The sequence below is a fragment of the Albibacterium profundi genome (assembly GCF_042159835.1).
Lineage (GTDB): Bacteria > Bacteroidota > Bacteroidia > Sphingobacteriales > Sphingobacteriaceae > Albibacterium > Albibacterium profundi.
Genome location: NZ_JBBVGT010000002.1, coordinates 652944 through 673300 on the forward strand (window position 1 = coordinate 652944; position 20357 = coordinate 673300).

Below are 20357 nucleotides of genomic sequence, written 5' to 3' on the forward strand. Positions count from 1 at the left end.
ATGTAGAGTAATGTATTAGGATTCTAATTTAAAAAATTAATCTATCTAAGATAAAAAAATTTAAAGTAACGGTGCTAACAGTCTACAAACAGAATCCAAGCCTCGTGCCCAAACTGATCGCTTTTTCCAAAAGTCTATATCTACTAATAAGCTAACTTTCTTATCTTCTTCAAACTGACTGCTTAACTCTTCGCACACCTTTAAGTCATAAATAATAGAAGTAATCTCAAAATTAATATAGAAACTCCGGATGTCGATATTAACGGTGCCAACAAATGCTAATTTATTGTCGATGCAAACTGTTTTAGCATGCATAAAACCTTTTTCATACAAGTAGACTGACACTCCACGTTTAAGCAAGGGCTTTAGGAAAGAAAATGAAGCATGATGCACGATAAAAGAGTCCGAATTTCTCGGCATCAGAAGTTCAACTTTGATCCCGCTTGCGGCAGCCACTTGCAATGCTGTACTGATCTGATCGGTGGGTACAAAGTAAGGAGTACAAATCTGTATGGAATGCTTAGCCCTAGAAATAGCCAATAAAATAGCTTCCATCGTATAAGGAGCAGGCGAACCAGGGTCACTTAAAGCAAAACTGACTGTCGAATTCCCCTTGTTCTGAATATTTTCCACGAGGTAGTCCTCGCTCAATTTATATGGCGCCCCTTCGGAGAAATGCCACGTAAGCCAAAATTGAAACTGTAACAAGAAAACCGATTGCCCTTCAATCTTCACAGCGGTATCCCTCCAATAGATTCGATTTTTGCCGTTGTTGATATAGCGGTCAGAGACATTAATACCACCAACAAAGGCCAGATCGCCGTCGATGATCGCTACCTTTCGGTGATTCCGATAATTGCTGTCTGAAATCGACGCAAAACGTACGGGCAGGAATCTCACAAAATCAACCCCTCCTTCTTGCATTAATATACGCTCTTTCTTTAATTTAGAAGACCCAAAATCGTCGACAAGCAGGCGTACTTTGACGCCCTCTCGAACCTTCAACAACAGTAATTCAAGTAGTTCCGTACCAATCCCACCCTCTTCGTAAATATAATATTCAAGATGGATATGGTGTTTAGCCTGTTTAATCTCTTTAAAGAGCTCTGGAAACTTCTTTTCCCCATTGATCAACAACTTCACATAGTTGTTCATCAGAGGAGCAGAAATATTTTCGTTGTATAAAAATCGGTAGACCGAGGCCAACTCACCGAGCTCTTTATCCAACTGCTCCAGATTTTGTTCAAGCATAGGTCTATGCTCCTGCCATCGGGCAAAGAAACTACGGTGCTCGTCCTTATTTTTCTCGCGAAAGATTCTTTTCTTTTGAAAACGCCGACCGAAAAAGAAATAGAACAATAAGCCCACCCCCGGCAGAAACACAATCACCAGAATCCAGGCTAACGTCTTCGTGGGGTTTCTATTTTCTGCCAAGATAGTAATAATGACACCTGTATAGATAAGTGCTAAAGGCGCCCAATACCATTCTCTCATAAACTCCAAAACAGGTGTTAAGAAATCATGCATATGAAATATTTTATCTTCGATTTTGGTTGGCACTATAAAGATAGAATTAAAATACTTACTGACCATTATTGTAACTCAATTATATACCTTTGTAGCAAATCGAAAAATACTTTTATGGAATCGATACAAGATCTTAGGTTAGCCGTACTAATTGACGCGGACAATGTCCCGTACCGAAAAGTCAAACTTATGTTTGAAGAGATTGCAAAATATGGCAGTCCTACTTTTAAACGGATTTATGCAGACTGGACCAAACCGACCGTATCGGGCTGGAAGACCGTACTTCTTGAAAATGCGATCACACCCATTCAACAATACAGCTATTCTGTCGGCAAAAATTCTAGTGATAGCGCCATGATCATTGACGCAATGGATATCCTCTATTCTGGGAAAGTCGACGGTTTCTGTATCGTCTCGAGCGATAGCGATTTCACGCGACTAGCGACGCGACTACGTGAAGCTGGCATGAAAGTGATCGGGATCGGCGAGAAAAAAACCCTGACGCCGTTCATAACTGCATGTGACAAATTCATCTATATCGAAATTCTTGGCGAGGATGACAATGATAGCCGTTCGGACGAAGAATCTAATAGTGTGGATAAAACCTCGGCGAAGAAAACAAGTAAGAAAAAAACGCTGCGTAAAATCGACAAATCACTGATACGTCTCCTCAGTACCAGTATTTCCGATCTCGGGGACGAGGATGGTTGGACATTTCTAGGTGACCTTGGAAATTTTATTCTAAAAAAGCACCCCGATTTCGATCCAAGAAACTACGGTTACCCAAAAATGTTAGCTTTAATCAAAGACATCAACCGTTTTGAAGTGGACGAAAGAGAAACGGGGAAAAGAAATATCAAACACGTCTTCGTAAGGGTTAAAGGGAATCATTAACTCATGGATTTTTAGATTTCAGAGGGACGAAATCTTTGAGATAAAAAGGCTCAAAGTAAGCAACATCGTCAAAGTTCTTACGCTCAAATGCCTGAAACGCTGGCCCACTCAGATAGTCGGCCGACTGTCGAAAATTCTCGACAACGTTAACACGAGTGTCTGCGACAAACGTCTCAGCAAACTTATCAGCGCCATCACCAAAAAGAACGATTGAATCCGATTCTGAGATATCGTTAAAAAAATCCACGTCGATTATCTCAGCCTGTGTTGGTTTTTTCAAATTTAACGCCCCATCATAAGCAGCTGTGTATACTTCTCTTCTTCTTGCGTCAATCATCGGGTACAGAAGCGAATTAGCAGAAACAGCCTCGTGAAGTTTATTATATCCGTGAGCTAAAGAATAAAGAGAATCGATGGCAACCAAGGGTTTATCGAGTCCGTAGCAAAGACCTTTCGCAGTAGACACCCCTATCCGCAGTCCAGTATAAGATCCAGGACCCTTGCTCACGGCGATAGCATCCAAATTATTTAATGAATACCCTGTTTCCGTCATCACTTCCTCAATAAGTCGCGTTAGCTTGGAAGCATGCACATTAGGCTCATTTAGGTCAACGTGATGAATGGTTTTACCTGAATCGGATAAGGCTACCGAACAAACTGCGGTGGCTGTTTCAATCTGAAGAATAAGCATAGACAAATGTAAGGCTAAATATTAAATAAAAGCACAGCTAAGGAACAGGATCATGCCCATGTCCGCCCCATGGATGACATCGTGCGATACGCTTCATGGTGAGCCACCCTCCTTTGAAGGGTCCATGCTTCTTAATCGCTAAATAACCGTACTGAGAGCATGTGGGTGTAAAACGACAAGACGCTCTGAATAGCGGGGAGATAAAAAGCTGATAAATCCGGATGATGAGTAAAAAAACAAATCCGAAAAATGCCTTTATCACTTTATTCCATATGAATATTAGAAAATTCATCTTGCAATTTACGAAAAAGCTTACTCATCTTCTCGGCGATAAAATGATAGCTTTCTATGTTCTTACCAATGTATTGGATGGATAGCAAAATAGGCTGCTCTTTAAAAAAAGGATAGAGCTGAGTACCTTTATGCAAACGATAGGCTTCTCGCATACGGCGTTTCAAAAGGTTGCGATCTACAGCCTTTTTAAATCTGCGTTTAGGAGCGGAAATCACGACTTGAACCGGAACGTCAAGTTCGTTACAGGGGTGAAATACCACCTTATAGGGATACAAAATAAAAGAAGAACCACTTTCATAAAGGACCTTAATAAGTCGCTTATTACAAAGTCGTTCTTCTTTCTTAAAATGGTATATCTTCATTTATTCAAGTGCTCCTACAAATATACTCAAATCCGTTGGGACCAATAAGCAGGGAGGGCACTATGAAAAATGAATTAAGCTTTATGACGACGCTCGTCAGATACAGATAATCTTTTTCTGCCTTTAGCTCTTCTTGCAGCTAATACTCTTCTTCCGTTAGCCGTACTCATACGCTCTCTAAAACCGTGCTTATTTCTTCTTTTACGCTGCGAAGGCTGAAATGTTCTTTTCATGACTTTATATTATAAACTCTAAAAAAATGAGAATGCAAATGTAAGGCTAAATGATTATATTATCAAATATTTACTTTTTATTTTAACCCTGTTTCTTTAATAAGTCCCTTATATCTGCTAGCAATTCTTCTTGTGTTGGTCCTGCAGGTGCTTCTTCAACAACCTCCTCCTTGCGTTTCATTGAATTAATACCTTTAATAACTAGGAATATCACAAAGGCAACGATTATGAATTGAATGATCACATTCACAAAATTTCCATACATAATTGCCGTCTCGGGAATCTCAGCTGCAGGATCACCCGGATCGATTACATATTTCATCTCACTAAAATCGGTTCCACCAGTTATATACCCAACGCCCGGCATAATGATATCGTCAACGAGTGACGTTACAATCTTACCGAATGCAGCGCCGATAACCACACCGACAGCCAGATCAACTACGCTACCGCGCATTGCAAATTCCTTAAATTCTTTAATAAAACCCATAATTGTTAGTTAAAAACGATTGATATAAAAAACTTGTTATACAATATTATAAATAAAAATATAAAAACTAAGCAGATTTGAAAATTTATTTCTTGCAAGATCGGTAAAAAAGCGAGTATTTAAATTCGTATCTTTCTTAAGAATTTTACTCTTCAGCGAATATTTGCACTTTTTCCGTAAGTTTGCCTTTGTATAATTTGATATGCTTAAACAGAGTTTACAACAAAAGTTACTTCAGAAGTTATCACCTCAACAGATTCAATTCATTAAACTGTTGCAAGTGCCTACTGTTTCTTTGGATGCCAGAATCAAGGAAGAGCTAGAGATTAATCCTGCCCTAGAGGACACTAGCTTAACGAACATGACAGACCCTAAAGAAGAATACCCGGATCAAGACCCTGGGGAAACGAACAAAGACGAGCAGAGCTCAGACTCCGACGATTTTAACGTCGACGATTATCTGCAAGATGACAATATAAATGATTACGGTGGCTCGAGAAGCCGAGGTGGCGACGATGAGGAACATAAAGAAATCCCCATAGCAGTTCAAAGTTCATTTTTTGAAAATTTAAGTCAGCAGTTGGACTTACTGGACCTTTCTGAGCGTGATCTAATGATTGGTCAACAAATTATCGGTAGTCTCGATGATGACGGATACCTTCGTAGACCCATTGAATCATTGATAGACGACATGGCTTTCTCACAGAACGTGATCGCCGAAGAGGATGAAGTTCTTTCCGTTCTAGAGAAAATACAACAATTTGACCCTCCCGGTGTAGCGGCACGCGACTTGCAAGAATGCCTACTGATCCAATTGAATAAAAAGGATCAGGACAGCCCTACGATTAAGAATGCCATACAATTAATCGAAAATCACCTGGAAGAATTCACAAGAAAACACTACGATAAATTAGAACGTACTCTTAATATTAATTCAGAAGAGCTCAAGGCCATCATTGATGAGATACTTAAACTAAATCCGAAGCCTGGAGATTCTGGCGCATCCACGAACAAACAGATGCATGTCATTCCTGACTTTCATATAGAGAACAACGACGGCGTATTGACACTTACATTAAATGCACGGAACGCTCCGGAGTTGAGAGTAAGCAGATCTTATCAGGAAATGTTCCAGCATTATGAAAAATCAGATCAAAAAGACAAGAAAATGAAGGAAGCTGTCCAGTTTGTAAAACAGAAACTGGATTCGGCAAAGTGGTTTATCGATGCGATTAAGCAAAGACAACATACCCTATTAAAAACCATGAATGCCATCATGAATTATCAATATGAGTATTTCCTGACCGGCGACGACCGCAACCTCAAACCGATGATCTTAAAAGACATTGCCGATCGGGTTGACATGGATATTTCCACCGTTTCTCGCGTTGCTAATTCTAAGTATGTACAAACAGAATTCGGCACGTTCCTTCTAAAGTCATTTTTCTCTGAAGCCATACAAACACAAAGTGGCGAAGAGGTTTCAAATAAAGAGGTTAAGAAGATATTGGAAGAGTGCATTGCGAATGAAGACAAGCGTAAGCCTTTGGCTGACGAAAAGCTAACCGAAGTACTCAAGGAAAAAGGATATCCTATTGCCAGAAGAACCGTAGCGAAATACAGAGAAGCGATGAATATACCAGTAGCACGATTAAGGAAAGAGCTGTAGGAAACCCTTTTAGACAAAGAGGACAGAACAGAGCCAGCTCTGAAGTTATATTTTTTTTGTCATAAGGATTGTTATTTGTATCTTTATATCACTGAACCTAACAATAAACCAAAAGTATCTCAACTGACATTAACATACCCGGATAAAACAATTGGTCAACTTGTATTTAACAAAGAAACAGGATCAATCCTTTATACTGTCGATGGAAAGATACAATATAAAAAAAGTCTAACCACCGACTCAGGTCAGGAAATAATAAAGCCAGACAATTCGATACCTACAGAGATTGAGGTAATCTTCCTTATGACTATGCTTTCTGATCCGTATCTTAGCAGCGATGTGACGAATCAAAATATTACAACTATTGATTTTACACAATCAAACAACACACATACCCCATCATTTAAAATCGCCAAGAGAGAAGATGAAGAAGGCGACGCCTGTGTAGGACAGGAACCTTACTATGGGTATACATTAGGCTGGGGCTATACGAAAACTGGATCTGAAGATCATGAAAAAAATGTCAGAAGTGACTCTGACAATATAAAGAAATATGGCTGTCGTTTAATAGGAACGGACACTTCATGTTTATTCGACAACCATTACTGTGTTACCACTTCCACATTCGCTTGTTGTACTAAACAATAACATTATTGCAAAACTTTAGAAACGTCTCATATGTTTTTAACCAACCATCACTTACATCTAATCACAATAGCTTATTTAATAATAATAATCGGAATGGCTGTCTATCTTCTTAATATCAAGATGTCAACACGAGAAAAAGCTATTCGACTATTAATTCTCTTCTTTGTTCCTGTGTTGGGACCCTTAGTTATCCTTATTGACTTTATATATCGATTAATAAAAAATAGTCGGTATCAAGATCCACTTGAAGGATGAATCTATCGTCATAGATAATTTACACTCTGTCAATAAAAGAACAAACCTATCGGTATATCAACCTTGTGTTCGGTCAATATACCGATAGACTCGAACCGACAAAGTATCCCAATATTTTATTTGTGAAGAGTTTATAAAATCCCTACCTTTGTCCTTTGTGAAAAAAGAAGTACAGGACTTCCCTAATGTACAGAATAGCACCGCATCACCCAAGCGGAAACAGTCTTATTTTTTTCACTATCCCACTCTAACAATCACAAATTCACATATTTACATACATGACTAATTACGCAAATCTTCCGGCAATTTTACTATTAGAAGACGGCACCGTCTACCATGGAAAAGCCGCTGGTAAAATTGGCACTACCACCGGAGAAATCTGCTTCAACACGGGCATGACCGGCTATCAGGAAATTTTCACTGACCCTTCTTACTTCGGACAGATCATGGTAACAACCAATGCACACATTGGCAACTATGGTATCAGCGATGAAGAAAACGAATCAGCTAAAATTCAAATATCTGGGCTCGTTTGCAAAAACTATAACATCCATTATAGTCGTAAAATGGCTGACAAGTCGATTCAAAGCTATTTCGAAGAAGAAAACTTAGTCGGCATCTCGGATATTGACACACGCTCCTTAGTGCGACATATTCGCGACAAAGGCGCAATGAATGCGATTATCTCGTCGGAAATACTGGATGTAGAAGAACTAAAAAAGCGTTTAAAAGAGGTTCCTTCAATGGAGGGGCTAGAGCTATCATCGCAGGTTTCCACCAAGGAACCTTATTTTTACGGTGATGAAAACGCGAGTCACCGGGTAGCTGTCTTAGACTTGGGTATTAAGAAAAACATCCTGCGCAACTTTGACAATCGCGATGTGTTTATCAAAGTGTTCCCTGCAAAAACTACTTTTGAAGAGATGGAAAAATGGGAGCCTGCGGGTTACTTTGTTTCTAACGGCCCAGGTGATCCAGCTGCTATGCCTTATGCATTGGAAACCATGAAAGCAATTATAGCATCTGACAAGCCGATGTTCGGTATTTGCTTAGGGCACCAACTGCTAGCACTAGCAAATGGCGTTGGTACCGAAAAAATGTTCAACGGTCACCGAGGCACAAACCACCCGGTTAAAAATATCATCACAGGGCAGTGTGAAATCACAAGTCAAAATCATGGCTTTGGGGTAGTGGCCGAAGATGTTGAAAAGTCAGACAAAATAGAGATCACACATCGTAACCTTAACGATCATACCGTTGAAGGTATACGAGTGAAGGGGAAAAAGGCCTTTTCGGTACAATACCATCCTGAATCATCACCGGGACCACATGATTCTGTATATTTATTTGATGATTTTATCAGTGCCTTAGATTTGGTTAGTAATTAACTAGTAAACAACACAATTATAATTTAATATAAAAGAAAATTTATCTAAGTTTGGCTATACCTAACAAAGGGTAATTTTTACACTAAGAATTTATTCATCGAAAAACAATAAAAAATGAGTTTGATTATTGATGTACATGCGCGACAGATTCTAGATTCGCGTGGAAACCCAACTATCGAGGTTGACGTAACAACCCAAAACGGATTTGTAGGACGTGCTGCGGTACCTTCTGGTGCTTCAACTGGAAGCTACGAAGCAGTAGAGCTGCGTGATAACGATAAAGGAACCTACCTAGGAAAAGGTGTTTTACAAGCAGTTAAAAATGTCAATGAGACGATCGCACTTGAACTAAAGGGTGCTGATGTCTTTGAACAAAATGCTATCGACAACCTAATGCTTGAATTGGATGGTACGCCAAACAAAGCCAAATTAGGTGCCAATGCAATCTTAGGTGTTTCCTTAGCCGTAGCTAAAGCTGCAGCACAAGAAAGCAGACAGCCTTTGTATCGCTATGTTGGAGGTGTAAATGCAAACACATTGCCAATCCCAATGATGAACATTCTTAACGGAGGTTCCCACGCTGATAATAAAATAGACTTCCAAGAGTTTATGGTTATGCCTGTTGGGGCAAGTACTTTTTCCGAATCATTACGTTGGGGTGTGGAGATCTTCCACCACTTAAAAACCGTATTGAAGAAAAAAGGATATTCTACGAACGTAGGTGATGAAGGTGGTTTTGCTCCAAATATCGGATCAAACGAAGAAGCGATCGAAACAGTACTACAGGCAATTGAAGTTGCAGGCTTCAAACCAGGCGAAGATGTTTACATCGCGATGGATGCGGCTTCATCTGAATTCTACAACAAAGAAACCGGACTGTATACATTCAGCAAATCCGATAACAGAGAAATGACGTCTGAAGAGTTAGTAAACTATTGGGTTGACTGGACTAAAAAATACCCGATCATCTCTATCGAAGACGGATTGGACGAAGATGATTGGAACGGTTGGGAAGCTTTGACGAAAGCGATCGGCAATACAACTCAATTGGTGGGTGATGATTTATTCGTAACAAATGTGACTCGTCTACAGGATGGTATTAGCAAGGGAATTGCAAACTCCATCTTAATCAAAGTAAATCAGATTGGTAGCTTAACAGAAACTATCAATGCTGTATCTCTGGCTCAAAACAGTGGATTTACATCTGTTATGAGCCATCGTTCAGGTGAAACAGAAGATTATACAATTGCGGACTTAGCAGTAGCACTGAACTGTGGACAGATCAAAACCGGTTCTGCGTCTCGTTCAGACAGAGTGGCTAAATACAACCAATTGCTTCGTATCGAAGAAGAATTAGGAAGCAATGCAAGGTTCTTAGGTAAGGATTTCAAATTCGCTAAGTAAACCTCAGCTGTATATAAAATTAATGCAAAAAGCCGGCAGATGCCGGCTTTTTGCATTAATCATTTTTTTTTATAATTTGTGCCTAGCAAACTCTATCTTTGTTTTATGCACAGATTATTTAAGATCATCAAGAATAAATATGTTATTGCTTCCTTTGCGTTTGCAGCGTGGATGTTATTCTTTGATCGAAACGACCTTTCCTCACAATACAAATATCATAGTCAGCTTCAGGAATTGGAATCTGAAAAGGTCTTCTACAGTAAAGAAATCGAAAAAGTACAAAAGGACCTCGAAGGTTTTGACAATGACCCAAAGCAACTACAAAAGTTTGCCCGCGAAAAATACTTTATGAAGAAAGATAATGAGGATGTTTACGTTATTATCCGAGAACAATAACGTAAACTATCTTTTTCAGGAGTTATAACATCCCGCCATCCACTGGAATCACTTGCCCAGTAATATAAGTGCTCAAGTCTGAGGCTAAAAACACACAAAGATTTGCTACATCTTCCGGTTCACCTGCTCGTTTTAATGGAATATTCTCTTCCCAACCGGCAACCACCTTGGGGTCTAGTACATCGGTCATTTCAGTACGTATAAAACCGGGAGCCACTACGTTAGCTCGGATATTCCGAGAACCCAATTCTTTGGCAACAGACTTTGAAAAGCCTATGATACCTGCTTTAGAGGCTGCATAATTAGCTTGTCCGGCGTTACCCTGCACACCCACCACCGAGCTCATATTAATGAACGAACCTTTTCGGTTCTTCATCATTACTCGAGATGCTGCTTTCGTTACGTTAAAAATGGATTTCAAATTAATATTCAGTACGTCATCCCAATTCTCCTCGGTCATACGCAATAACAAACCGTCTTTAGTAACTCCCGCATTGTTCACAACTATTTCTAAAGAACCAAAATCCGCTACAATATCTTGAATAAGTTTATCGGCCGCAGCAAAATCAGAAGCATCTGAACGATAACCTTTCACCTGCGTACCAAATGACTGAAGTTCCTGCTCTAATTGCTGACCTTTTTCAACTGAAGATAAATAAGTAAAGGCTACGTTCGCTCCTTGCTCAGCAAACTTCTCCGCAATTTTACGCCCTATTCCTTTTGAAGCACCTGTGATAAGAGCTGTTTTTCCGTCAAGTAATTTCATGTATTTTATAGTTAATTCTGTGATAAAAGTGTTCAACTGCTAAAAATAAGAATTAATTGTCACTAAATGGTTATACCAATTTTCTTTAAGAGCATCGATGCATTAAAGATGGTGCATGCCCCGTCTTTTAGGCGGTAATCGAACAACATGTCTTCGCCTTTTACCTGAATATCGAAATGAAAATTGCGAACATAACCTGGATAGGCCTCTGCCAGCTCGGCTAGCTTCAAATCATGCGTGGCTACAAGCCCGACCCCTTGATAGGAAATCAGCTTCTCAATGATTGCTTTAGATCCAAGGTACTTATCGACAGAATTGGTTCCACGCAACAACTCATCAAGCAAGAAACAAACATTTTTGTGTTGCTCAACTTCCTCTAACACCTGTTTAATACGGTTAAGCTCTGCTTTGAAGGTCGATGTGCTTTCGTTTACCGAATCACGGATGCGCATATACGTTACTATGTGCATTACCGAGATGTCCATCGACTGTGCCTTGACCGGTGCACCAGTATAGGCTAATACAGCATTCATTCCTAAAGTTCTTAGAAACGTACTTTTGCCAGCCATGTTTGAGCCGGTAATCAATGCCAATGAATGATCCTCAAACGAATAATCGTTGGCAACGACATCTGTATCTTTAATAAAAGGATGTGCAATTCCCCGGGCATCGATCACATGACGTTGACTCTCATTGATTGTCGGAAATGCCCAATGAGGATTATTAAAATGCAGGGTGGTCAAGCTACCGATGGCCTCAAAGTCCGAAAGAAACTCAAAGGCTTCCGGTATACCGGCAGACTGCCCCTGTCTCCATTCTTCTAAAGCTGCAATATGCTTGAGGTCCCACAATTGCGTAATGTTAAGAAATGCACCAACAAACATATTGAGTCGCGCATCCAGTCGATTTAAAATGCTTGATAAGTTTCTAATGGAGACTGAGACTGCTTCATTGCTCTGCTCTTCGATATTACGAAGCATATCCACAGCCATCTTGTTTTTCCATTTTCTTTGTTCTATGGATTCAAACACATCAGAAAAAGACGAAAGCGCCTTGCCAATCCGTTCTACTTTTGCCACAACCAAATTAACTCTACGAGCGTAGAAAAGACTAAGAAAAAAATTAAATACGCCTAAGACAATCAGAGCGGCCAGTGCCAAAGATGAAAAGAAGCTCCCCACAAATAAGGCGATAAAAATATAATATGTTACTTTAACATAAGCTTTTAATACGCTGCTTTGCGCTACTGAGATCGGCTCTGAAAGGAAATGGCTTAACTGTGCTTGATAGTCGAGCGGCTTATCTAAGTTAAAAAGCATGTTGGCTTGAATCTGTTGCCAAAAGTCATAGTCGCTGCCTAGCTCTTTTGCAAATGCCTGCCTCGCTTCAATATCCTCTTTATTTGCCGGTGTGCTTAACCATTCAGCTAGTTTCTTATTGCCACCTACTGTCGCACTCCGGTTGACCAGCTGGTAGAGCGACAACTCTCCGAATATATCTAAATCAGAACTGTACGGATGTTTGTCATTAATATACCTGCTTCCGGCGGAATACATATTTTTCGAACGATCTTGCCGTATTTGTAATTCATTCTCGTTGACTTTAAGATAGTTTTCTGTATGTATCTTTACCTTGCGCACTTTACTTTGAAGATACACAAGCCACGAAAAGAGAATAATGATTAAAATAAATACCCCAAGGGTTAAAATTACTTCTTGGCTTTGGATGACTTGGAAAAGTGCGAAGCCACCCAGGAGAATGACGCCGAGACGAAATAGAGCCAATCTATTAACCTTTGTTGTTAACTCTTTAATCTTTCCATTCGCCTTTGCACAATTGGCTTGATAAAATTCTTCTCGTTGAAATTCCATAGATCTAATAATTTCCGAATTTAATCTTTCTATATGGCTTTAAAAAATTAACTTTACGCATATGAAGGTAAGCCTAATTTGCGTCGGAAAAACCGACGAGAAGTACTTGATAGAAGGTATAGAAAATTACCTAAAACGTCTAAAATTCTACATCAACTTCAAATTGGTTATCATCCCGGATATTAAAAACAGTAAAAATCTCAGCCAGAACCAACAAAAAGAAAAAGAAGCCGAATTAATTTTAAAACACATTAACGGTGGAGATGTTGTATTTCTACTGGATGAGCGAGGAAAGGAATACAGATCCATTGAGTTCAGTAGTTTTTTGGAGAAGAAAATGTTAGCCAGCACGCAGCATTTAACTTTCGTTATTGGTGGGCCTTATGGATTTGACACGAGCGTAGAACAGCGATCGGACGGAAAACTATCGTTATCAAAGATGACTTTTTCACACCAGATGATTCGTCTGTTTTTTATAGAGCAGCTTTACCGAGCATTGAGCATACTGAAAAATGAACCCTATCACCATGAGTAAAACGGGTTGATTTTATGCAAACTACCCAAATAATGCATCTTAAAATAAACAACCAGGCAGGAAAGGATATTTGATATGTTTAATAAACAAAAAAGAAATTATCGTTACAAAAGTGGAAATCAAGCCAGTGAACAAAAAGTAATGACGATATCGATTATCGTCGGCGTTGTCATAATCGCCTTGCTAATTTATTTTACGTAAAAGGAACAAAATAAAGAAGGGGAGCAACTGCTCCCCTATTTCGTATTACGCTGATCATCTTACTCCGAGTCAGAAGCAGACGCTTCATTTTCTTTCGGCTTCTCTTCTTCAAATAAAGGAAGTTCCTTTAAAATGTTATACCAGCTGATAATTTTTTTAATATCGGAGGTATATACCCTATCTTCATCGTGATTAGGAGCTACCGTTCTGAAAAACTCACGCAAATTGTCCGAGCTAGCCTTTTTCACTTCCGGAGCCTCACCCTCCTCTTTCATCTTTGCAAATATATCAGGCAACTGGATATCATCGTCTTCTCCGAATATAGTAATGTCTTCTAATGAAGCCATTTTGGTGGTAGAAAGATTTACAACCGACTTCACTTTTTGATCATCCAAGCTCTCTAATACGAAGCCTGCTTTATTCTGCCCTATCAGTTTAAATAAACCAGGCTTTCCTGATACGGATACAATTCCTTGTAAATTCATTTAGTTATTTTACTGCAATAGCACTGGCTATTGACGGTTAATTAATCTTCAATAATTTCTATGCTTGTAATCTTGTCGCCTTGACGGATATTATCTACTACGTCTACGTTTTCAACCACTTTACCAAAGCAGGTATGGTTCCTATCCAAGTGAGCGGTGTTATTCCGACTATGGCAGATGAAAAACTGTGAGCCACCAGTATCGCGACCCGCATGAGCCATTGAAAGTACGCCACGGTCATGATATTGGTTTTCACCGTCTAATTCACATTTGATAGAGTAACCTGGTCCACCAGCACCGGTTCCGGTCGGGTCACCACCTTGAACTACGAAATCAGGTATTACTCTGTGAAAAGTCACCCCATCATAAAAGCCTGACTTAGCTAGTTTTTGAAAATTTTCGACCGTATTCGGAGCATCTTTGTCGTAGAATTCGACTGTCATATCGCCCTTCTCAGTTTTTATTATTGCTTTACTCATTTCGATAAATTTATTTTGACAAACTTAGATAAATTGCTTTTTATATGCAAAACCGCTACGTAGCATTTTGTTAGACAAGCTTAATCATAAAATTTCCAGGCGACCCCAAAACGCAGATGAGCATCGGCCATCGGATAACGCCTGACTGTATAATATCCGTCTGACAACAGACCCTGGTTCAGGTAATTGTAACGTAAGAAGAAGTTGGTACGTTTTAAGGTGGCAGTCAACCATACATCAACAACCGGATAGGTAGAAAATTCAATATCCGCATTGTCATTATAAAACTGACCTATACTGATAGCATAGGATGGCGTAGAGAAAGGTGTGTTGAATCGAACATCAAAGCCAATGTTAAAATTAACCACTTTAACCAAAGTGTTATTGTAATAGAAACTATGCCAAGTATACAACTCAGGAGTTTGCAGAATATTCATATAATCTGACTTCTGATATACTGCGAAGTTATCAAAATGAAAATTACCAAACTTCAATTTCTCCCCTACGGTTATTTTCAACATGTTAATACTTCCGGAAAACTGCGTTGGTTCAATCTTCCTGAACAGCGTTTGGTCGAAATCAGGGTTATCGACTTCCTTGAAGTAAAGATAATTGTTCATCAGAAAGTACTCAACCTTGCCATAGAAACCGAGCTTTTTATTTTCATATTGAAATGAGAGGTTATTAACCTTCGTCTTTTCAAAATCGAGCGACTGATCGGCTTCTGGCCATCGATGGTATTGATAGTTGGCGAACTCATAGAGGTATTCAGGCGATTTATTCTGTGTATAAGCACCTAAAACAATGCGGCCAAACGTGTTGCTTAATAAAATATTGGCTTTCGCCTCATAGAGGAAATCTCCAAAATTACGCCCGGCTACGATCTGACTAAAGTCACCCGTAATATTCACCCGATCACTGAAACGATAGCCGACACCAGCCAAAGCAGTTGTATTTTGAAAGCTAAACTTATTGTCTTTTGCATCAAACCATGAGATCTCATTTCGGAGACCGACATCTAATTTCACTTCGTTCTTGGCAGACGAATCCGATTTACCCCGTAACGCGAAACTGTAACCAAATTCGTTGATAATTGATTTCAGTCGCGTAGAATCGTTCGTTAGGATGGCTTGCTCATCAATAAAAGGGAATGCACCGTCGGAGTCATCTTCGTTCTTATAAAACTTATATTTCTTTGAACTTAGGCGTAAAGAATGGTAGACCCGCTGGGTAGGCAGTATTTCCATATCTGGCAGCCCCGCATTGAGCGAGTCAATCCTTCCAATGAAATAGCTTTGTCTCAAGAAAAAACTAAAGTCTCGCCAGGTCTGCTGCGGTCTTTCTTCGCGTTGGCCATTGAGCCTTACCAACTCAGCGTCGCTCGCCTGCCTATCGGGAGTACGAAACAGCGTATCGTTTAATACCGATCCGTTTTCTGTTGAAACCAAGGTATTGAAAAGTGCATTCGTTAAAAGATTGTAGCGATGGTTTTCCGACTCATACCATGAATAAACGGCAGCTTTAACATCGTTATAGCGCTGGTTTTGATAAAAGCCTTTTGATAGTGCAAAGTCGAGATCGGTTCCGATGCTCCATCGCGGGTTGATATTTTGGGCCACCGTGGCCTTGAAGACCTGATCACCAGTCACAAACTCTAGTTCTGAATAAGGAGAGCGCGCCCGATAATACTTGATCGAGTCAGGTGAACGAACATACCGGTCCATACTATGAAAACCTGTGTGAAATCCGATGGTTTTTGAAGGACTAAATAGCAGATCGCGCGTGGATAAGCCGTAGCTTCCTAAATTTATACTCGGATTATAAGGGTCATATTGTGGGTTATAATACTGATAACCAACATGGCTTGTGTCAATTTGAACAGTAGATGTACCCAAGCGCATCCGATCAAGCGTGGTATAGCGAATGTAACTCGCATTATAAATAATAGAATCTTCTTTTAGCTCCTCAGCATCTCTCAAAGAATCAAGATCCGCCCCCCACTCTTCGCCACCAATGGGAACCTGTGCGTAAAGGGTTTGCCCCATTAGGCAGAGAAAGATTCCGATTAATAAAAAGCGCACATTCATTATTTTTTACAAAGCTATTAATTCTTTTAAAATCTCAGTCATGGTAGGCTCTGTTTGTGCAGCTACAGCCACAATTTCCTCAAAAGACACCGGCTGGAGATCCTCGTGAAAACCTTCGTCAGTAACGACAGAAACGGCGAAGACTTTTAACGACATATGATTGGCTACAATCACCTCAGGAACGGTGCTCATACCCACAACATCGCCACCGATGATACGCATGTAGCGATACTCCGCCCTGGTCTCCAAATTAGGGCCCATGGTGGCAACATAGACGCCTTGGTGTACATCAATACCTTTTTCTTTGGTAATAGCTATTGCTTTTGAAAGCAGATCTGTACAATAAGGCTTGGACATATCGGGGAACCGCGGACCAAAGCTGTTATGGTTTACCCCACGAAGGGGATTGTCCGGTAAAAGGTTAATATGGTCTGTGATAAATACCAACGATCCCTTTTTTATGTCGGGATTAAGGGATCCGCTGGCATTGGAAACAAACATCTTCGTAATGCCCAGCAGCTTCATAATGCGGATTGGAAACGTAATCTGCTGCATACTATACCCTTCGTAATAATGGAGCCTGCCCTGCATTGCAACGACCTTTTTACCATTCAGGGTTCCAAAAATGAGTTTCCCGGAATGAAACTCTACTGTAGAAACGGGAAAATGAGGAATATTGGCGTAGGGTAACTGCTTCTCTACAACGATCTCATCTGCAAGGCCTGCTAAGCCTGTGCCTAAGATTATCCCTATTTCAGGCTGAAACTCGCCAATATGGTGACGAATATATTTTAAGGATTGATCTATACTTGAATGCATGTCTTTGTGTTTGTAAATATGATGTCTAGTTCTACTAAAATACGTTAATCTTTTAATTTGAAGACACAGCTTGCTCCGCTAACTTATTTTTCCCTTACAATATTGATGCACAATGGATGAAAACCCCTCGTCGCCAGCGTCATGAAAGCTGGTTTTAACAGGTAACACGCGAACTGCCGAAGGCGGAAGACGATCAAACATCTGCGCAAAATCTTTAAGTCGCTGATAATCCTTCTCGGTCGTGACGATGTATTTTTGATCAGATTGTATCTGTTGATAAAGCTCAATAACGTCTCGAAGATCATTCTCAGAAAAAAGATGATGATCCGGATAGCTCAATGTTTTCAGAGACGCACATTGACCTTGTAAATATTTCTGTAAGAGGGCTGGATTAGCGATACCGGAAACCAAGAGAATATGATCTGATTTCGTGATGGGTATTTCAGCGATCTTGTTTGTAAAAACAACCTGCGGATGATCATAAGACAGATAGGAGAAAAACACGTTTTGTACTGGGTCAGCGTCGAGTCTTTCTAAAGCTTGCTTTTTCTTATCCGCGGTCAACTGTTCGGGCGATTTGCTGATAACGATCATATCCGCACGTTTTCGCTGGGAATAGCTATCTCTAAAGTTTCCGGCCGGGAGCAAAAGCTTGGTCTTAAAAAGACTTTGATACTCAATTAAAAGAATACTGAATCCGGGTGTGAGTGCGCGGTGCTGGTAAGCATCATCTAGCAGAACAAGTTCATGGTCACGCTGCAATTTTTCTACACCGACCACCCGATCTTCACAAACAGCTACGGTAATTTCCGGAAATTTGTTTTTGAATTGCAGTGGTTCATCTCCAACTTGTCGCACGCTATCTGTAGGGCTTACATAAAGAAAACCTGAACTTTTCCTTCCATAACCCCTGCTAAGGGTTGCAAGCTTAAAATCATTTTTAAGCAATCGGATTAGCAGTTCGGTCATCGGACTTTTTCCTGTTCCGCCAACAGCAAGGTTTCCAACAACAATAACTGGGAGGGAAAATTTTGTCGTCTTCAGGATACCACGATCGTACATGAAATTACGAGCAGAAATGATAATCCCGTAAACAAGAGAAAACGGCCATAAAATTAATCGTAAAAACCTTAGCATATATAGGTCAAATTTACGCATAAATTTATGCGTGCCGTCAGAAATCTGTATCTTTGTTTTTAAAAACTTAACTATGTCTAAAGGATTTTTCAAAGTACCGACTCCGGTGAACGAACCTGTTTTATCATACGCTCCCGGAACTCCAGAACGCAAGTCATTACAAAAAGCACTTAAGGATGCATTAGAAACCGAAATTGAGGTTCCGATGTATATTGGTGACAAAGCCATCAAAACCGGAAAAAAAGTAGCATTAAGACCCCCTCATAACCACCAACACGTGCTAGGATACTTTCATGAAGGTGATAAGAGCCATGTAAATGATGCCATCGATGCAGCTTTGGCGGCTAAGCATGACTGGGAAAATTTGCCTTGGTACGAGAGAGCTTCCATATTTTTAAAAGCGGCCGACTTGGTTTCAGGTCCTTACCGCGCGAAAATCAATGCAGCCACGATGTTGGGACAGTCAAAGAATGCTTTCCAAGCTGAGATTGACTCTGCATGTGAACTTGCTGATTTTCTACGTTTCAATGTTGAGTACATGACGGAAATATATGCTCAGCAGCCACCGGTTTCTCCGAAAGGTGTATGGAATAAAGTAGAGCAAAGACCACTGGAAGGATTTGTTTTTGCACTGACTCCGTTTAACTTCACTGCCATCGCGGGTAACCTGCCAAGCTCGGCTGCCATGATGGGTAATGTGGTTGTATGGAAACCTGCCAACACACAAATCTACGCTGCCAATGTCATCATGCAGATTTTCAAAGAAGCAGGAGTTCCGGATGGTGTTATCAATTTGGTATACGTATCAGGACCGGATGCAGGAGATGTGATATTTAAGCACCCCGACTTCGCAGGAATCCACTTTACAGGGTCAACTGCAGTATTCCAAGATATCTGGAAAACCATTGGAAATAACATTCATCGCTATAAGAGCTACCCTAGAATTGTAGGGGAAACAGGCGGAAAGGACTTTATTTTGATCCACCCATCAGCCGATGTGGAAATTTCTAGTACAGCGATTGTTAGAGGTGCATTCGAATATCAAGGACAGAAGTGCTCCGCAGCTTCAAGGGTATATATTGCTAAAAGCCTTTGGCCACAGATCAAAGAACTGATGCTTCGTGACATCAAATCATTCAAAATGGGCGGTGTTGAAGATTTTACCAATTTCATCAATGCTGTTATCGATGAGAAGTCATTTGATAAGCTTGCAAAATACATTGACGATGCAAAGGCAGATTCATCTGTAGAGATCATCGCTGGTGGCAACTATGACAAGAGCAAAGGTTACTTTATTGAACCAACGGTGATTGTTGCGTCGAAGCCCGATTACGTAACCATGTGTGAAGAGCTATTCGGCCCTGTCCTTACCGTTTTCGTGTATGAAGATGAAAAATATGATGAAATTCTTAAAACGATCGATGAGACCTCGATCTATGCATTAACGGGTGCAGTGATTGCTCAAGATCGATATGCTATCGACAAAGCGACGAAAGCTCTGAAAAATGCTGCCGGAAACTTTTACGTAAACGATAAGTGTACGGGAGCTGTTGTAGGCCAACAACCTTTTGGAGGCGCTAGAGGCTCGGGAACAAACGATAAAGCTGGTTCGATGATCAACCTACTACGCTGGGTGTCACCTCGTACGATTAAAGAATCATTCGACTCACCAAAAGACTATCGTTATCCGTTTATGCAGGAAGACTAGTTCTTTGCAACATAAAGA

Annotated in this window: 21 protein-coding genes; 8 read left to right on the forward strand and 13 right to left on the reverse strand. The window is 40.2% G+C overall.

What is annotated here, in order from left to right; all coding sequences use genetic code 11:
• Window positions 1-60: 60 nt before the first annotated feature.
• Window positions 61-1527 (reverse strand): cardiolipin synthase, encoded by a 1467-nt coding sequence (gene cls, locus WKR92_RS04275; RefSeq protein WP_375556592.1) that lies wholly within the window; start codon window positions 1525-1527, stop codon window positions 61-63.
• Window positions 1528-1641: 114 nt separating this feature from the next.
• Here cls and WKR92_RS04280 point away from each other — a divergent pair, with 114 nt between their 5' ends.
• Window positions 1642-2421, forward strand: coding sequence for an NYN domain-containing protein (locus WKR92_RS04280; protein WP_375556593.1), 780 nt, complete (start codon window positions 1642-1644; stop codon window positions 2419-2421).
• 1 nt (window position 2422) lies between these two features.
• On the opposite strand, the gene tsaB is transcribed toward WKR92_RS04280, so the two are convergent.
• The 5 genes from tsaB to mscL all read right to left on the reverse strand — a co-directional run bounded on the left by tsaB (window position 2423) and on the right by mscL (window position 4491).
• The gene (tsaB, locus tag WKR92_RS04285) at window positions 2423-3112 is read right to left on the reverse strand and encodes a tRNA (adenosine(37)-N6)-threonylcarbamoyltransferase complex dimerization subunit type 1 TsaB (RefSeq protein ID WP_375556594.1); all 690 of its coding nucleotides are present in this window, start codon (window positions 3110-3112) and stop codon (window positions 2423-2425) included.
• A gap of 37 nt (window positions 3113-3149) precedes the next feature.
• Window positions 3150-3404, reverse strand: coding sequence for a membrane protein insertion efficiency factor YidD (gene yidD, locus WKR92_RS04290; protein WP_375556595.1), 255 nt, complete (start codon window positions 3402-3404; stop codon window positions 3150-3152).
• Window positions 3376-3768 carry a ribonuclease P protein component gene (locus tag WKR92_RS04295; protein WP_375556596.1) on the reverse strand — a complete coding sequence of 131 codons (393 nt, stop codon included), beginning with the start codon at window positions 3766-3768 and terminating at the stop codon, window positions 3376-3378. Before WKR92_RS04295 ends, yidD begins: the two co-directional genes overlap by 29 nt.
• A gap of 74 nt (window positions 3769-3842) precedes the next feature.
• A complete protein-coding gene (gene rpmH / locus WKR92_RS04300) occupies window positions 3843-4001 on the reverse strand; it encodes a 50S ribosomal protein L34 (protein WP_118193172.1) in 159 nt (52 codons plus the stop codon).
• Window positions 4002-4083: 82 nt separating this feature from the next.
• Window positions 4084-4491, reverse strand: coding sequence for a large-conductance mechanosensitive channel protein MscL (mscL, locus tag WKR92_RS04305; protein WP_375556597.1), 408 nt, complete (start codon window positions 4489-4491; stop codon window positions 4084-4086).
• 202 nt (window positions 4492-4693) lie between these two features.
• Here mscL and rpoN point away from each other — a divergent pair, with 202 nt between their 5' ends.
• The 5 genes from rpoN (at window position 4694) to WKR92_RS04330 (ending at window position 10251) form a co-directional block, all read left to right on the forward strand.
• Complete coding sequence (gene rpoN / locus WKR92_RS04310; protein ID WP_375556598.1) at window positions 4694-6160, forward strand: RNA polymerase factor sigma-54; 1467 nt, start codon at window positions 4694-4696, stop codon at window positions 6158-6160.
• A gap of 303 nt (window positions 6161-6463) precedes the next feature.
• The gene (locus tag WKR92_RS04315; protein ID WP_375556599.1) at window positions 6464-6808 is read left to right on the forward strand and encodes a hypothetical protein; all 345 of its coding nucleotides are present in this window, start codon (window positions 6464-6466) and stop codon (window positions 6806-6808) included.
• A 533-nt stretch (window positions 6809-7341) separates the two neighbouring features.
• A complete protein-coding gene (gene carA / locus WKR92_RS04320; RefSeq protein WP_375556600.1) occupies window positions 7342-8451 on the forward strand; it encodes a glutamine-hydrolyzing carbamoyl-phosphate synthase small subunit in 1110 nt (369 codons plus the stop codon).
• A 114-nt stretch (window positions 8452-8565) separates the two neighbouring features.
• Complete coding sequence (eno, locus tag WKR92_RS04325; protein ID WP_375556601.1) at window positions 8566-9855, forward strand: phosphopyruvate hydratase; 1290 nt, start codon at window positions 8566-8568, stop codon at window positions 9853-9855.
• A 105-nt stretch (window positions 9856-9960) separates the two neighbouring features.
• Complete coding sequence (locus WKR92_RS04330; protein WP_375556602.1) at window positions 9961-10251, forward strand: FtsB family cell division protein; 291 nt, start codon at window positions 9961-9963, stop codon at window positions 10249-10251.
• Between the two features lie 22 nt (window positions 10252-10273).
• On the opposite strand, the gene fabG is transcribed toward WKR92_RS04330, so the two are convergent.
• Window positions 10274-11017 carry a 3-oxoacyl-[acyl-carrier-protein] reductase gene (gene fabG / locus WKR92_RS04335; protein ID WP_375556603.1) on the reverse strand — a complete coding sequence of 248 codons (744 nt, stop codon included), beginning with the start codon at window positions 11015-11017 and terminating at the stop codon, window positions 10274-10276.
• Window positions 11018-11079: 62 nt separating this feature from the next.
• Window positions 11080-12888, reverse strand: a complete 1809-nt coding sequence (locus tag WKR92_RS04340; RefSeq protein ID WP_375556604.1) for a MutS-related protein — start codon at window positions 12886-12888, stop codon at window positions 11080-11082.
• Window positions 12889-12949: 61 nt separating this feature from the next.
• Between WKR92_RS04340 and rlmH the strand changes: the two genes are divergently transcribed.
• Entirely contained in the window at window positions 12950-13423 is a 474-nt protein-coding gene (gene rlmH / locus WKR92_RS04345) for a 23S rRNA (pseudouridine(1915)-N(3))-methyltransferase RlmH (RefSeq protein ID WP_375556605.1), read from the forward strand.
• A gap of 260 nt (window positions 13424-13683) precedes the next feature.
• Here rlmH and WKR92_RS04350 read toward each other — a convergent pair whose 3' ends face one another.
• The 5 genes from WKR92_RS04350 to lpxK all read right to left on the reverse strand — a co-directional run bounded on the left by WKR92_RS04350 (window position 13684) and on the right by lpxK (window position 18631).
• Complete coding sequence (locus WKR92_RS04350) at window positions 13684-14109, reverse strand: DUF5606 family protein (RefSeq protein ID WP_375556606.1); 426 nt, start codon at window positions 14107-14109, stop codon at window positions 13684-13686.
• A 41-nt stretch (window positions 14110-14150) separates the two neighbouring features.
• Complete coding sequence (locus WKR92_RS04355) at window positions 14151-14588, reverse strand: peptidylprolyl isomerase (protein WP_375556607.1); 438 nt, start codon at window positions 14586-14588, stop codon at window positions 14151-14153.
• 80 nt (window positions 14589-14668) lie between these two features.
• A complete protein-coding gene (locus WKR92_RS04360) occupies window positions 14669-16675 on the reverse strand; it encodes a putative porin (protein ID WP_375556608.1) in 2007 nt (668 codons plus the stop codon).
• A gap of 6 nt (window positions 16676-16681) precedes the next feature.
• Entirely contained in the window at window positions 16682-17494 is an 813-nt protein-coding gene (locus WKR92_RS04365) for a purine-nucleoside phosphorylase (RefSeq protein ID WP_375556609.1), read from the reverse strand.
• Window positions 17495-17572: 78 nt separating this feature from the next.
• Window positions 17573-18631, reverse strand: coding sequence for a tetraacyldisaccharide 4'-kinase (gene lpxK, locus WKR92_RS04370; protein WP_375556610.1), 1059 nt, complete (start codon window positions 18629-18631; stop codon window positions 17573-17575).
• Window positions 18632-18704: 73 nt separating this feature from the next.
• On the opposite strand from lpxK, the gene pruA reads away from it, so the two are divergent.
• Window positions 18705-20339 (forward strand): L-glutamate gamma-semialdehyde dehydrogenase, encoded by a 1635-nt coding sequence (pruA, locus tag WKR92_RS04375; protein WP_375556611.1) that lies wholly within the window; start codon window positions 18705-18707, stop codon window positions 20337-20339.
• Window positions 20340-20357 lie beyond the last annotated feature (18 nt).